This window comes from Amycolatopsis sp. 195334CR (assembly GCF_017309385.1).
Taxonomy (GTDB): Bacteria; Actinomycetota; Actinomycetes; order Mycobacteriales; family Pseudonocardiaceae; genus Amycolatopsis.
The window spans coordinates 3,845,572-3,860,125 of sequence record NZ_JAFJMJ010000001.1; the positions used below are offsets into that span (position 1 = coordinate 3,845,572).

13 protein-coding genes are annotated in these 14,554 nt (G+C 69.5%); 11 read left to right on the plus strand and 2 right to left on the minus strand.

Annotated elements, in window-relative coordinates:
* Positions 1–2 precede the first annotated feature (2 nt).
* The 11 genes from JYK18_RS18870 to JYK18_RS47520 all read left to right on the plus strand — a co-directional run bounded on the left by JYK18_RS18870 (position 3) and on the right by JYK18_RS47520 (position 12,140).
* Positions 3–1,079 carry an enediyne biosynthesis protein gene (locus JYK18_RS18870; protein ID WP_242579262.1) on the plus strand — a complete coding sequence of 359 codons (1,077 nt, stop codon included), beginning with the start codon at positions 3–5 and terminating at the stop codon, positions 1,077–1,079.
* Entirely contained in the window at positions 1,076–2,458 is a 1,383-nt protein-coding gene (locus tag JYK18_RS18875) for a cytochrome P450 (protein WP_307795951.1), read from the plus strand. Before JYK18_RS18870 ends, JYK18_RS18875 begins: the two co-directional genes overlap by 4 nt.
* Before the next feature lie 487 nt (positions 2,459–2,945).
* Positions 2,946–3,476, plus strand: a complete 531-nt coding sequence (locus JYK18_RS18880) for a DUF5987 family protein (protein ID WP_206804332.1) — start codon at positions 2,946–2,948, stop codon at positions 3,474–3,476.
* Positions 3,473–5,125, plus strand: a complete 1,653-nt coding sequence (locus tag JYK18_RS18885) for an FAD-dependent oxidoreductase (RefSeq protein WP_206803283.1) — start codon at positions 3,473–3,475, stop codon at positions 5,123–5,125. Before JYK18_RS18880 ends, JYK18_RS18885 begins: the two co-directional genes overlap by 4 nt.
* A gap of 4 nt (positions 5,126–5,129) precedes the next feature.
* Complete coding sequence (locus JYK18_RS18890) at positions 5,130–5,723, plus strand: hypothetical protein (RefSeq protein ID WP_206803284.1); 594 nt, start codon at positions 5,130–5,132, stop codon at positions 5,721–5,723.
* A 2-nt stretch (positions 5,724–5,725) separates the two neighbouring features.
* Positions 5,726–6,322, plus strand: coding sequence for a DUF6239 family natural product biosynthesis protein (locus JYK18_RS18895; protein WP_206803285.1), 597 nt, complete (start codon positions 5,726–5,728; stop codon positions 6,320–6,322).
* Between the two features lie 35 nt (positions 6,323–6,357).
* Positions 6,358–7,395 (plus strand): carboxymuconolactone decarboxylase family protein, encoded by a 1,038-nt coding sequence (locus JYK18_RS18900; RefSeq protein ID WP_206803286.1) that lies wholly within the window; start codon positions 6,358–6,360, stop codon positions 7,393–7,395.
* Positions 7,396–7,587: 192 nt separating this feature from the next.
* Positions 7,588–8,382 (plus strand): TIGR03084 family metal-binding protein, encoded by a 795-nt coding sequence (locus JYK18_RS18905; RefSeq protein ID WP_206803287.1) that lies wholly within the window; start codon positions 7,588–7,590, stop codon positions 8,380–8,382.
* Complete coding sequence (locus JYK18_RS18910; protein ID WP_206803288.1) at positions 8,379–9,194, plus strand: methyltransferase domain-containing protein; 816 nt, start codon at positions 8,379–8,381, stop codon at positions 9,192–9,194. Before JYK18_RS18905 ends, JYK18_RS18910 begins: the two co-directional genes overlap by 4 nt.
* Before the next feature lie 31 nt (positions 9,195–9,225).
* The gene (locus JYK18_RS18915) at positions 9,226–10,776 is read left to right on the plus strand and encodes a class I SAM-dependent methyltransferase (protein WP_206803289.1); all 1,551 of its coding nucleotides are present in this window, start codon (positions 9,226–9,228) and stop codon (positions 10,774–10,776) included.
* Positions 10,776–12,140: an FAD-dependent oxidoreductase gene (locus tag JYK18_RS47520; RefSeq protein ID WP_206803290.1), complete on the plus strand. Its 1,365-nt coding sequence runs from the start codon at positions 10,776–10,778 to the stop codon at positions 12,138–12,140. Before JYK18_RS18915 ends, JYK18_RS47520 begins: the two co-directional genes overlap by 1 nt.
* Positions 12,141–12,225: 85 nt before the next feature.
* Here JYK18_RS47520 and JYK18_RS18925 read toward each other — a convergent pair whose 3' ends face one another.
* Together JYK18_RS18925 and JYK18_RS18930 are read right to left on the minus strand one after the other, a co-directional pair.
* Entirely contained in the window at positions 12,226–12,645 is a 420-nt protein-coding gene (locus JYK18_RS18925; protein WP_206803291.1) for an enediyne antibiotic chromoprotein, read from the minus strand.
* Between the two features lie 234 nt (positions 12,646–12,879).
* Positions 12,880–14,490, minus strand: a complete 1,611-nt coding sequence (locus JYK18_RS18930; protein WP_206803292.1) for an MFS transporter — start codon at positions 14,488–14,490, stop codon at positions 12,880–12,882.
* Positions 14,491–14,554: the final 64 nt, after the last annotated feature.

Consider the following 14,554-nt stretch of genomic DNA (forward strand, 5'->3'; position numbering starts at 1 on the left):
TCATGGCCGAGCAGAAAACCAGCGCCCCGCCGCAGAAAACCGGCGCCCCGCCGCAGAACTCCGGCGGTCCGCCCCGCGACCCCAAGGTGATCACCGCCCTGCGCCGGTTCGCGATCTCGATGACCGTGTTCAACATCCTCGGGTACACCGTGCTCGGGTTCGAGCAGCCGTGGCTGTGGCCCTTCATCGCACTGGCCACCGGGTACACGGTGGAACTCGGGCTGGAGATGATCAACGCCAGGGTCGAGGGCCGCGCCCCGCGCTTCCTCGGTAGCGGGTTCAAGGGCCTGGTGGAGTTCCTGTTCCCCGCGCACATCACCAGTCTCGCGGTGAACATGCTGACCTACCCCAACGACCAGATCCTGGTGATGCTGTTCGGCATCGTGGTCGCGGTGGGTGCGAAGTGGGTGCTGCGGGCGCCGGTCCGCGGCAGGCTGCGCCACTACATGAACCCGTCGAACTTCGGCATCGCGGTGATCCTGCTGGTGTTCCCGTGGGCGAGCATCGCGCCGCCCTACCACTTCACCGAGAACGTCTCCGGCGTGATCGACTGGCTGATCCCGGTACTGATCATCGTCGCGGGCACGATGCTGAACGCGAAGCTGACCGGCCGCATGTGGCTGATCTTCGGCTGGCTGAGCTTCTTCGCCCTGCAGTCGGTGGTCCGCGGCTGGTTGCTGGACACCGCGATCCTCGGTGCGCTGGGCACGATGACCGGCGTGGCGTTCGTGTTGTTCACCAACTACATGATCACCGACCCGGGGACCACGCCGTCGAAGCCGGGCTCGCAGTTCGCCTTCGGGGCCGGGGTGGCCACGCTGTACGGCGTGCTCACCGGGGCGGGGATCGCCTACGGGCTGTTCTTCGCCACGGCGGCGGTCTGCCTGATCCGCGGTGGTTTCCTCTGGGCGCTCCACTTCGTCAACAAGGCGCGGCTGCAGTTCGAGGCCGAGCAGAAGGCGGCGGCGGAGAAGGCGAAACTGGAAGCGGCGCCACCGGCGGAAACCGAGTCGCTCCCGGCTCCGGTTTCCATCGCGGCCAAGGCGGTCGATCCGCCACCGGCCGAGAAGGCGGCGTGAGCCTGCGGAAGCGGACTCGGGTTTCCGGCGGCACCCCTCGACGGGTGCCGCCGGGCCCGCCCCGGTCCGCGACCTTCCGGTTGCTCAAGCACCTGGCGGGTGACCGGCTCCGGCTGATGTCGGAAGCGGCGGACACCTACGGCGACGCGGTCCGGATGGCCATCGGGCCGAAGACGTTGTACTTCTTCAACCACCCGGACCCGGCGAAGTACGTGCTGGCCGACAACGCGTCGAACTACCACAAGGGAATCGGCCTGGTGCAGGCGAAGCGGGCGCTCGGGGACGGCCTGCTCACCAGTGAGGGCCAGCTCTGGCGCAAGCAGCGCAAGATCATCCAGCCGGCGTTCCAGCACAAGCGGATCGTGGGGCAGGCCGGGATCGTGGCCGAGGAGGGCGCGAAACTGGTCGACCGCCTCCGCGCGCGGGCCGGTGGGGAGCCGGTCGACATCACGCAGGAGATGACCGGGCTCACCCTCGGGGTGCTCGGCCGGACCCTGCTCGACGCCGACCTCGGCGCGTTCGACGCGGTGGGCCACTCGTTCGAAGCCGTGCAGGACCAGGCGATGTTCGAGATGGTCACGCTGTCGATGGTGCCGATGTGGGTGCCGTTGCCCAAGCAGCTGCGCTTCCGCGCGGCACGGCGGGAACTGCAGCGCGTGGTCGACGCACTGGTCGCCCACCGCGACGCCGCCGGCGGCGCCATCGGCGATGATGTCCTTTCGCGACTGATCGTGTCCACCAGGGAGGAAGCGGATCCGGCGGTCGGCGAGCAGCGCATGCGGGACGAGCTGGTCACCCTGCTGCTGGCCGGTCACGAAACGACGGCGAGCACGTTGAGCTGGTCGCTGCACCTGCTCGACAAGCACCCGGAAGTGGCGGAACGCCTTCGGGCGGAAGCCATCGAGGTGCTCGGCGACCGGTTGCCGCAACACGAGGACATCCGGAAGCTGGTGTACACCAACCAGGTCATCTCGGAAGCGATGCGCCTGTACCCGCCGGTGTGGATCCTGCCAAGGCTCGCACTGGAGGACGACGAGATCGCCGGTTACCACGTGCCGGCGGGTTCGGATGTGGTGGTGTGCCCGTACACCCTGCACCGGCACCCGGCCTTCTGGGACCGCCCGGCCGAGTTCGACCCGGACCGCTTCGCCCCGGACGCCACCGCGGGCAGGCCGCGGTACGCCTACATCCCGTTCGGTGCGGGCCCGCGGTTCTGCGTCGGGAACAGCCTCGGCTTGATGGAGGCGGTGTTCGTGCTGGCGATGATCGCCAGGGAACTGACGCTCACCGGGGTTCCCGGCCACCAGGCCGTCGCGGAACCGATGCTCTCGCTGCGCGCGAAAGGCGGTCTGCCGATGACCGTGCGCAAGGCGGAATGACGGCCGGCGGGTCCCCGCCTCCCACCCCACGGGGACCCGCCCGGCTCCTTCCCATCCCGGGAGCATGCAGTGAATGTGGCTTTCACAGCACATTCCGCAGCCAATGCCACATTCACAGCACCACGCGGCACCCACCCCACCCCCGGCACCCAACCGCCACCCGGCGACGAAACGGGACCAAACGACCCACCCATCCCCGGCACCAAACCGGCAGCCGGGAACGAGACGGGACCACCCAGCCAACCTCACCTCCCCATCCCCGGTCCCAAGCCAAAACACGGCGAAGACCCCGAAGTCAAGGCATCTTTCCCGCCTTGACTTCGGGGTCTTCGCCGTAGTCACACTCAAAAACCGGGGTGGCTCGCCCGCCAAAGGACAACCCAGAAGACGCCCCCCGAACCCCCGCCCTGATCGAATGGAAAGCAAGGTCCGTAGAGAGGAGACGCCCGTGGACGCGGCCAATCCCGACGCGCGTGCGGTCAAGGTGATGACGCTCGAGGCGTACGCCGACACGATCGTTCCCGGCGAGAAGCGCCATCCCGAAGACCATGCCATCGCCGGGGTTTCCGAGGGGCCCGGCTCGGTCGAGGCCGGCGCCATCGAGCTGCTGGAGACCGAGGCCACCGGGGTCACCGCCGGGCTGGACTTCCTCGTGCCGATGCTCAACGGGCACGCCAAGGCCTACGCCGATGAGCACAACAAGACCCTCGACGAAACCCTCCCCGAGTTCGTCGCACTGTCCTATGAGGACCGGGTCCAGCTCATCCTGAAGCTGACCAAGAACGGCCACCCGGAGAAGGACGGCTGGGTCAGCCTGGCCCTGTTCTGCAACATGGCCTTCGACAGCGCCCCGCACCTGAGCACCGCGCAGGCACTCGCCGACGGGCACCCCGGCCTCCGCGCGATGGGCATCACCACCCCCGACGCCGACGGCCTCTGGCGCTTCCCCAACTACTCCTACGGCCGCAAGCTCGCCGAACTCCACCCGGACACCACGCCCTCAGGGAGCCCCGCATGACCAGCGACAAGACCGAGGTCCTCATCGTCGGCAGCGGTTTCGGCGGTGCCATCGCGGCCTACCACCTCGCCGCCGGCGGGGCCAAGGTCACCGTGCTCGAACGCGGCCCGTGGCTGGAGACCAAGGACTTCGACCACGACTTCCTGCTCGGCTCCTCCTACACCAGGGCGTTCGACTTCGTCGTCGGTGACGGGATGAGCGTGCTCGGCGGCAACTGCGTCGGCGGCGGCAGCGTGGTCTACTTCGCCGCGATGCCCCGCGCGCCGCGGTTCGTCTTCGAGCGCCACGGCAGCATCGGCCGTCGCATGTGGCCGGCCGAGATCAGCCGCGACACCCTCGACCCGTGGTACGACCGGGTCGCCGAGGCCATCCCGGTCACCCAGCAGGACTGGAACGACGTCACCTACTCCGGCGGGCTGTGGGCCGCCGCCTGCCACCACTCCGGCCGCACCGCGAACCCGACCCCGGTCGCCATCGACAACGCCAAGTGCACCAACTGCAACTGGATGATGGGCGGCTGCCGGTTCGACGCGAAGCGCTCGATGCTGACCAACTACCTGCCCGCCGCGATCTCGCACGGCGCCACCATCCGCCCGCTGCACGAGGTGCAGAAGATCGAGCGCACGCACGACGGCGGCTACCGGGTGCACTACAACATCGTCGACGAGGTCGACTACCGCGTGCACAGCGAGAGCGGCGTGATCGAGGCGAAGATCGTCATCCTGGCCGCCGGCGCCGGGGCCACCCCGGTGATCCTGCAGCGCTCGGAGGAGGCGCTGGGCAAGATGCCGCACGGCGTCGGCCGCTACTTCTCCGGCAACGGCGAGCGCCTGAACACCGCGATCCTCAACGAGGACAAGGTGCGCGAGGTGCTCGGACTGTCCCGTGAGGACGGTCTGGCGTACGAGGCGAACCAGATCGGCAAGGGCCCGACCGTGGCCTGCTGGGACCGGCTCGACGAGAAGCTGCCCGAGTACTCGCGGTACTCGATGGAGCAGCTGTACTTCCCGCCCGGCCTCGGCACCATCCTCGCCCAGGTCCCCGGCGGCGACGCGCCGACCTGGTTCGGCAAGGAGAAGAAGGAGATCCTCAAGCGCTGGCGGTCGTGGCTGACCATCTTCCTGATGACCGAGGACGACAACGAGGGCGTCTTCGGCCCGCCGCCGCCCACCGGCAACGCCTTCCGCGTCTCGCAGCAGATGCTCGGCCGCGGCGCGCTGAAGTACGACCCGACGCCGAACACGCTCAGTGGCTGGGCCAAGGCCGACGCCGAGGTCAAGGAGATCATGGAGAAGGACGGCCTGGCCACCATCGCGCCGTGGACGAACGACGTGGTCGGCGCCTACACGGTGCACCCGCTGGCGTCCTGCCGCATCGGCGACGACGCGGGCACCTCGGCGCTGCACCCGAACCACGAGCTGCGCGACCACCCCGGCATCTTCGTCACGGACGGCTCCGCGGTGCCCGGTGCGCTCACCGTCAACCCGGCGATGACCATCGCCGCGCTCGCCGAACGCGCTGTTCCCGGAATTGTCAAGGCCGCACAAAATCGCGGAATCGACGTAAAGTACGGCGCACCGTCGCCGGACGGATCGATCAGCGGACGGCGCGGCGTGACCAAGTTGGCTCTGAGTCTGGCGGGAGACTGAAACGATGGCGGAAACGCGGACCTCAGGCGGCTGGAAGGCGTTCAGCGCGAAGCTGAACACCGACTGGCACAAGCCCGCTCTGCTGCTGTACAGCGTGGTCGTGCTGGCGCACTGGGCCGAGCACATCGCCCAGGCCATCCAGGTCTACGGCCTCGGCTGGCCGCTGCCGGAAGCCAGGGGCGTGCTCGGTATGCCATTTCCCTGGCTGGTTACCTCCGAATGGATGCACTACGGTTACGCCATTCTGATGATGGTGAGCTTCATCATTCTTCGCCACGGTTTTGTCGGCCGGTCGAAGACGTGGTGGAAGGTCGCCATGTGGATCCAGGTCTGGCACCACTTCGAGCACCTGCTCCTGCTGCTGCAGGCGCTCACCGGGGCGAACCTGATGGGCGGGGCGAAGCCGATCAGCATCGCGCAGCTGCTGATCCCGCGGGTCGAGCTGCACCTGTTCTACAACACCATCGTCTTCATCCCGATGGTGATCGCGATGATCTACCACCTGCGCCCGAGCGCCGAGGAGCGGGCGATGATGCGCTGCGCCTGCGCGCTGCGGCACGTCGAACCGGCCGAGAAGCCCAAGGCCGGGGTGGCCTGACCATGTCGCGGGTGACGCAGGGTCCGCACGACCACGTGATCACCTTCGGCGTCACCACCGGCACGCTCTGGTTGCAGGTGCTGCTGGTCGCCGCCGCGCTCACCGTCGCCGCCTGCGCGCTGGTCCGCCCGTTCTTCGCCGAACAGGAGCGGGTCGCGCGCGTGGCGGTGGCGTGGGCGGCGGCGGTGGCCGGCGTGCTCACCCTGCTGCTCACCGACGGCCTCGACCTGCCGCGGCAGTTCGCCGTGCTGTTCCTGGCCGGGCTCGGTGTGCCGCTGTTCCTGGCGCGCCACACCGAACCGCCGGCCACGGCACCGCTGCGGGTGGTCCACCACCTGACGCCGTGGGTGCTGCTGGCCGCGGCGACCGGCGCCAGCGTCGAGTTCGCTCGAGCCTGGCTCGGGGCGGGCTCGGACCGGGCCGGAGTGCTGCTCAACACCGGGCTCGTGATCGCCATGGTCGGGCTGTCCTGGTTCGCCGTCTGGCGGCCCGCTCCCGGCCGGGCCAAGGCGCTGGTGAACACCGTGGGCTGGGCGCTGGCCAGCGCCGTGGTCGCGGGCACCGCGCACGTCGCCACCTTGACCGTGGCCGCCGGGTAGCCGTCTCGGTGGCCTCTCCCGACGAAGGGGTCACCATGACACCGTTGCCGATCCGGCTCGCGCTGCGCCGCACCCTCAAACAGGTCCGCCACGTGCGGCCGGTCCGGCCACGGAGCGCGACCGGACTGGTCAAAGCCGTCTACCGCCAGGTCGAGCGGGACTTCGGCATGCTGGCGCCGCCGACCGCGCTGCACTCGCCCGCGCCGGAGGTGCTCGCCGCGGCCTGGACGATCCTGCGCGAGTCGCTGATCGCCGGGCGCACGGCGAGCCGGGCCGCGAAGGAGGCCGTGGCCTCGGCGGTTTCGGTGCGCAACGCCTGCCCGTACTGCGTCGAGGTGCACAGCGCCACGATGGCCGGGCTGATGTCCACAACGGACGCCGCGGCGATCTCCGAGGACAACGTCGACGCCGTCACCGACCCGGAGATCCGGGCGGTCGCGGCCTGGGCGCGCGGGGACGGCTCGGTGGAGCTGCCCGCCGCGCAGGCGGCCGAGCTGATCGCGGTGGCGTTCACCTTCGAGTACCTCAACCGCGTGGTGCACGTGTTCCTCGGTTCGTCCCCGTTGCCGCCCGAGGTGCCGGAGAACGCGAAGGAGTTCGTACGCGGCATGCTCGGGCGGTTCCTGCGCCCCAGTGCGGAACCCGTTCCGGGGGCCGCACTCGACCTGCTTCCCGGTGGTGGCGAAGCGCCGGACTGGGCGGACGGCGTGCTCGGCGACGCCTTCGCGCGCGCGTTCACCGCGTTCGGGAAGGCGGGGGAGCGCGCGCTCTCGGCCGGGGTTCGAGAACTGGTCGAAGGCCAGTTGCGCGAGTGGAACGGCGAGTCGAAGGGCCTGAGCCGCGCGTGGGTGGAACCGCTGGTTTCCGCGTTGCCCGAACATGATCGGGCCGCCGCCCGCTTCGCCCTGCTCACCGCGTTCTCCGCGTACCAGGTCAACGAGTCCATTGTGGAACAAGTGCCCGGCGGTGACGTCGTGGTGGTGGAAATCGCCTCCTGGGCTGCCTTTTCCGCGGCCCGCCGGGCGGTGGAGCTGCGCGGGGTGAGGGCGGGAAAGGAGAAGACCGCCCGCTGAAACCGCCTCCATACTCGAACACGTCAGATCGCCGGCCTGGCCGAAGCGAGACCGCCACAACCTGAAACGACGGTTCGGCTTCCGCGCGGGCCTCCCTTCCGCGATCTGCGCCCCGGCGAGCGCCGCGCACCCGTACCTCGGTCACGGGTGCACGGCGAACGTCATGTTCACGCGTGGAGAGAGGACGGACGGGTGAAGGACTTCCAGCAGGTGATCGCCGATCTGACCGCCGAAGCTGAAGAGTTCGACCGGCTGGTGGCGGAGCTCCCCGACGCCGAGTGGGCCAAGGCGACCCCGGCACCGGGGTGGAGCATCAAGCACCAGGTCGGGCACCTGGCGTTCATCTTCAAGATCGCCGGCCTGGCCGCCGCCGAGCCCGCCGTGTTCAACGCCATCACCTCGAAGATCGGTCCGAACGGCTTCGAGGCCGCGGTCAACGGCGCGCTCGAGGAGTACATCCACGACCCCGCCGAATCGGTGCTCACCCGCTGGCGGGCCGAGCGCGACACCGGGATCAAGGCGCTCGCCGCGGTGCCCGCCGACCAGGTGGTGCCGTGGCTGGTCAACCCGCTGCCGCCGGCCGTGCTGGCCTGCGCGGGCATGATGGAGCTGTTCGGCCACGGCCAGGACATCGCCGACGCGCTCGGGGTCACGCGCGAGAAGACCGACCGCATCGGCAACCTCGTCGGCTTCGCCGTGCGCACCTGGAACTTCGGTTACCAGTCGCGGAACCTGCCCGAGCCCGACGTCCAGTTCCGCTTCGAGCTGACCTCGCCGTCCGGTGCGCTGTGGGCGTTCGGCCCGGCCGAGTCCGAGGAGCGGATCACCGGGGACGCGTGGGACTTCTGCCTGCTGGTCACCCGCCGCCGCCACCGCGACGACCTCGACCTGACGGCCACCGGCGCGGAGGCCGACCGCTGGCTCGACCTCGCGCAGGCCTACCGCGGCCCGGCGGGTGAGGGCAGGCAGCCGGGCCAGTTCTCATGAGCATCTCCGACGAGATCGGCAAGCACTACGACGAGCGCTCGCCCATCGGCGATGAGCTGCGCGACGGCCAGATCCACATGTGGTACTGGTTCGACCGGCACGACGACGCCACGCTGCCCGAGGCCGTGCACCGGATGAGCCGCAAGGTCACCGAAACCCTCGGCCTGCGCCCCGGCGAGCACCTGCTCGACGCGGGCTGCGGTCCCGGCGAGACGGCGGTGTACCTGGCCGGGGAGTACGGCGTGCGGGTCACCGGCATCACGCTCAGCGCGTACGAGATCGCGCAGGGCGGGAAGCGGGCCGAGGCGGCGGGCGTGGCCGAGCGCACCCGGTTCGAGTACGGCGACTTCACCGCACTGTCCTATCCGGACAACTCCTTCGACGCGGTGCTGGCGCTGGAATCCCTGCAGAACGCGCCGGACCTGCCGACCGTGCTCGGCGAGTTCTTCCGGGTGCTGCGGCCCGGCGGGCGGCTGACCTTCTCCGACTTCAGCCTGGAGTCCGATCGCGACCCCGCGCGGGTGGCGAAGTTCGTCGAGACGCTGAAGCTCGGCGCGTTGCCCACGCTGCCCGAGTGGCTGGACCTGACCCGCGCCGCCGGGTTCGCGGTGGAGGAGTACACCCAGTGCGGCCCGCGGGCGTTCGGGATGAAAACGAAGTACCTGGAGACCGCGATGCGGAGCCGGGACGAGATCACCGCCAAGTTCGGCGAGGCGGCGGTGGGTGAGTTCTCCCGCAACCACCTCGGGTTCTTCGCCCCGCGCAAGGACCAGATCGGGTACGTGATCGTCTCCGCCCGCAAACCCGGCTGAGCAGCCAAAACCGTGGAAAGGACGCGCAGAAATGACTGACGCCGTTACCGACTCGACCATCGCCGAACTGGTGAAGGCGTTCGCCAGCGCCCAGCCGGAGCAGCTGCAGGCCGAGTTCGACAAGCTGGCCGGTGCCGTGTGGAGCGAGGGCGTCCTGACCGAGCTGGCCCTGCCCGCCGCCCCGGTGCTGGTCGACGTGCTCGACCAGGTCACCGAGGAGCACCAGGGTCGCCTGGTGATCCTGCTCGGCCTGCTGGCCGAGGCCGAGTACCCCGAGCAGGGGCCGGTCAACCAGGCGGTGCGCGCCGGGCTCGACCACTACCTGGCGCTGGTGACCCGCGAGTCGAACTCGCCGGCGTTCACCCTCGCCCTGCTGTACCTGCTCTCCCACTTCCCCGGAGACCGCGAGCGCATTCTCGGTGCGGTCGAAGGGATCGGGCTCGGCCCGGAGGAGCAGACCCGGCTGGAGCGCGCGCTGGCCTCGCTCGACCTGGCCAAGCCGGACCTCGGCCGGGTGTGGCCCGCGCCGTCGATCTGGGCGCTCAACGCCTCCGAGCAGGACTTCGACCAGAGCTGGATCAACGACCTCTCGGTCGAGCAGATCACCACGAACTGGGAGAACGACACGAAGACCGTGTTCGGCTTCTCCGGGGCGAAGGCGTACTGGGCGGTGCTGAACGGCACCCCGGTGCAGGTGGCGCAGAGCAAGCCCGCGCGGTCCGAGTCGGACGAAGGGGTCGACCAGAGCACCTCGGGCCTGTTCGGCGCGCACGTCGACGCGTTCCGCTGCGCGAACTGCTCCGGTGCGCTGGAGATCCGCAACGAGACCGTCCGCTGCCCCGAGTGCGCCACCGCGTACCCGGTCGCCAACGGTGTGCTGGACCTGACCGCGGGCATCGCCGAGACGATCAGCACCGGCAACGACGACGAGACCGCGGACCTGCTGCAGAAGCTGGCCGAGATGCCGACCATGGGCCTGTACTACGAGTCCGTGCTGCGCCCGGCCTACCTCCAGATCGCCGGTTCGAACTGGGGTGGCGCGATCACTCCGTCCGATGAGGACGCTTACATCGCCACGCACATCGAGCCGGTCGACGGCCCGGTGCTCGACCTGGCGGCCGGCGCGGGCCGGTGGACCACGGTGGTTTCCGACACCGTCGGCCCGGACCGCCTGCTCGCGCTCGACATGGGCCTGCCGATGCTGAGCGTGCTGCGCAGCAGGCTGCCCGAGGTGCCCGCGGTGCAGGGCAGCGCGCTCGACCTGCCGTTCGCCGACGCCAGCTTCGGCGCGGTGAACATGTGGAACGCGCTGCAGGCCTTCCCCGACGACGCGGAGACCGCGATCCTCGAGGTCGGCCGGGTGCTGCGGCCGGGTGGCACGTTCACCTGCATGACCTTCCTGTTCGGCCAAGACCCGATCTACCGGCACTTCCAGAAGTCGCACTTCTTCCCCAGCCGTCCCGCCGGGCACCTGCTCTTCGAGCTGGAGGACATCAAGGCGTGGCTGGACCGGGCCGGGATGCGGATCGTCGAGCTGTCCGGGCCGGAGACGTTCGTCTTCTTCACCGCCGAGCGGATCTGATGGCCGTCCGGTTGCCGGGGCAACCCGGTTACGAAGCGGCGACCGCGGTGTTCAACCTCACCGCGCCCGCCACCCCGGCGGCCGCGGTCGAGGTGTCCACTGTGGACGAGATCAGGGCGGCGCTGGAGTACGCCAGGTCGTTCCGGATGGGCGTGCGGATGCACACCACCGGGCACGCGTCGCCGACGCAGCGGCCGATGTCCGACGCGGTGTTGCTCAAGGTGAAGCCGTCGGGCCCGGTCGAGGTCGACGTCGCGCGGCGCGTGGCGAGGATTCCGGCGGGCACGTTGTGGGGTGCGGTCGCGGAGGCGGCGGCGCCCTTCGGGCTCGCGGCGCCGCACGGGTCGTCGGGGACCGTGGGTGTGGTCGGGTATCTGCTGCGGGGCGGGATGAGCTACTACGGGCGGCAGCTCGGGGTGGCGACGAACCTGGTGCGCGCGGTGGAGCTGGTCACGGCGGACGGGTCGTTGGTGCGGGCTTCCGCTGCGGAGAATCCTGAGTTGTTCTGGGCGGTTCGCGGTGGTGGCGGGGGCTTCGGCGTTGTTACCGCGCTGGAGGTCGAGCTCTTTCCGGCGGCGAAGGTGATCACCGGGTCGGCGTTTTGGGCTGGGGAGTTCGCTGGTCCGTTGCTTGACGAGTGGTTGCGTTGGTCGGTGGACGCGCCGTGGGAGGCGACGACGTCTCTGCAGATCATGAATCTGCCCGATCTGCCGGAGATTCCCGAGGTGTTGCGGTCCGGGCCCGTGTTGAGCGTGGACGGGGCCGTCCTGGCGGTGACCGAGGACGGCGTCGCGACCGCGCAGGAGCAGGCGGACGAGTTGCTCGGGCGGTTGCGGTCGGTGGCGGAGCCGGTGATGGACAGCTGGGCGCTGACCAAGCCTTCGGCGGTGCTGGAGGCGCACATGGATCCGGAGGACCCGGTGCCGATCGCCGGGGATCACCTGTTGCTGTCGGACCTGGATCCGGCCGGGGCCGCGGAGTTCCTGCGCGTGGTGGGGCCGGAGTCGGGGTCGCCGTTCATCAGTGCCGGGATGCGGCAGCTGGGTGGCGCGTACTCGGTGGCTGATCCGGCGGGTGGGGCGTTGTCCTCGTTTGCCGGCCGGTTCGCGTATTCGGGGGCCGGGCTGGTGGTGGATGCCGAGTCACGGGCGGCCGTGGAGGGGCATTGCGCGGTGGTCCGGTCGGCGTTGTCGCCCTGGGATTCCGGGTGGACGGTGCCGAGTTTTGTGGAGAACTGGGAGCAGCCTCAGCGGCACCTTTCTTCGGCGGCGGTTGCTCGGGTGGATGCCGTCCGGGCTGCGGTTGATCCGGATGGGGTTTTTTCCGGGGACATTTCTCCGGGGGCCACCGCCCCGATTTCTTAGTGTTTTTGGTCTGCGCCATCGAAATGTCATGAATGTGGCCTTCCGGGACGGATTTCGTCCCGGAAGGCCACATTCATGACGTGGCTCAGCTGAAGGAGACGGTGGTGGAGCCGCCGGCGGTGGCATCGGCGTTGTAGACGCCGATCACGCACTGCACCACACCGCAGTCGACGGTGACGGTGCCCCCGCCGCCGACCGTGCCGGTGAACGTCTTCTTCACGGTCAGCGGGGTGCTCGCCGCCCCGTTGGCGTTGCTGGTGACCGACACAACCCCCGTTGCGTCACACCCGTACTGGCCACCGACGGTCCCGCACAGACCGACGAAGTGCTCCAGGTTCGGGGTCAGCCCGGTCGCCGAGACGGTCACCGTGGCACCGCTGGTCAGGCCCGTCGCCGGGGTCACCGAAACGGTGCCCGCGGCCGACGCACCCGCCTGCGAAGCCAGGGTGAGCCCGCCCGCCAGCGCGAAAGCGGCGGCGGTCTTGGCGATCAGCTTCTTCTGCACAGTCGAACTCCATTCAGCCGTGTGAACAAACAATGTGGTGGAGAATCCCGGAAGTTGATAACCGTCGGCGGTTGTGTGATTGCCGTCTGTCATCTACCAACAAAGTTAGCGAAAGGCTGGCAAATCGGTCAACGGGGGCGAAGTTGATGTAGCAAGATGGAAGAAGGGGATAAAATGAAGCGACCCCCCGCCAGGCCCGGACTGCCTGGTGGGGGGTCGCTTTTGTGTGCGGTTCTACTTCGTGATGGTGCTTTCCTCGGCGGGGGCGTCGGCCTCGGTGGCGTCGGCTTCCGCGGGGGCTTCGGCCTCGGCGGCACCCGTGGGGGGCGCGTGCCGCAGCACCGTGGCGGCGACGACGGCCAGGAGCACCGCCATGCCGGCGCTGACCGTCACCGTGGTGCTCAGGCTGGTGCTGAACGCCTCCCTGGCGACCGAGAGCAGAGCCGCCCCGGCCTCGCCCGGCACCGACTGCGCCGCCGCGGCGGCACCGGCGATGCTTTCGCGAGCCGCGTCGGCCGCGGCGCCCGGCACGTCGGCGGGGATGGCGACGTCGTCCATCTGACCGCGGTAGACCGCGGTGCCGATGACACCCATCGTCGCCACGCCCATCGCGATGCCGAACTCACCACCGGTCTCCGACAGCGAGGACGCCGAGCCCATCTTCTCCATCGGAACCGAGGAGAACACCAGCCCGGTGCCGAGCGAACCCATCGGGCCCGCACCGGCCGCGGAGACGACCAGACCGGCGATCACGATCGCCAGCCCACCCGGACCGTCCACAAAGGTCAGCAGGAAGTAACCGGCGGCCACCGCGACCAGACCGGCGGCGATGGCGTAACCCGGCCGCACCTTGCGGGCGATCATCGGCGCCACCATCACGCTGACGATGGTGGTCGCCGCCGAGGGCAGCAGCCACAGCGCCGCCTGCAGCGGCGACAGCCCCTCGACCACCTGCAGGTACAGGTTGATCAGCAGGTAGCTACCGCTCATGATGCCGCCGGCCGTGGTGATCGCGATGGCGGCGGTGAACGTGCGGTTGGAGAACAGGCTCATGTCCAGCAGCGGGTTCTCCAGCGCGTGCTGCCGCTTGACGAAGACCACGCCGATGATCAGGCCGACCACGATCGCGCCGATGCTGACCACGCTGAACTCGAGCTTGGCCAGCTCCTTCAGGCCGTAGATGACGGGCAGGATGGTGGCCAGCGAGAGCACCACGCTGACCAGGTCGAGCTTGCCGGCGTTCTCGTCCTTGTACTCCGGCAGCAGGAACGGGCCGAAGACGACCAGCGCCAGCATCACCGGAACGGCGAGCAGGAACACCGAACCCCACCAGAACGCGTCCAGCAGCGCGCCACCGATGACCGGGCCGAGCGCCATACCGCCCATGAAGCAGGCCATCCAGACACCGATCGCGGTGCCCTGCTGCTTCGGGTCGGTGAACATGTTGCTGATCAGGGCCAGGGTCGAGGGCATCAGCGTGGCACCCGCGATACCCATCAGCGCCCGGCTGGCGATCAGCATTTCCGGGCTGCCCGAGAAGGCGGCCAGCACCGAGGCGATGGCGAAGGCGACCCCGCCGATCATCAGCAGCCGCTTGCGACCGACCCGGTCACCCAAGGTCCCCATGGTCACCAGGAAACCGGCGATCAGGAAGCCGTAGATGTCGGTGATCCACAACTGCTCGGTGCCGGTGGCGCCCAGGTCCGCGCTGAGGTGGGGCAGCGCGAGGTACAGCACGCTGAGGTCCAGCGACAGCAACAGGGTGGGCAGTGCGAGCACCGCCAGCCCCAGCCATTCTCGCCGCCCGGCCCGCGCACCGGACCCGGCGTCGGCGGTCGTGTCCATAGAAATTCCCTCCGTAATGAGTTTTGTCCGGGTCGTCGGGACAAATCGGTCACCTAACAGGATC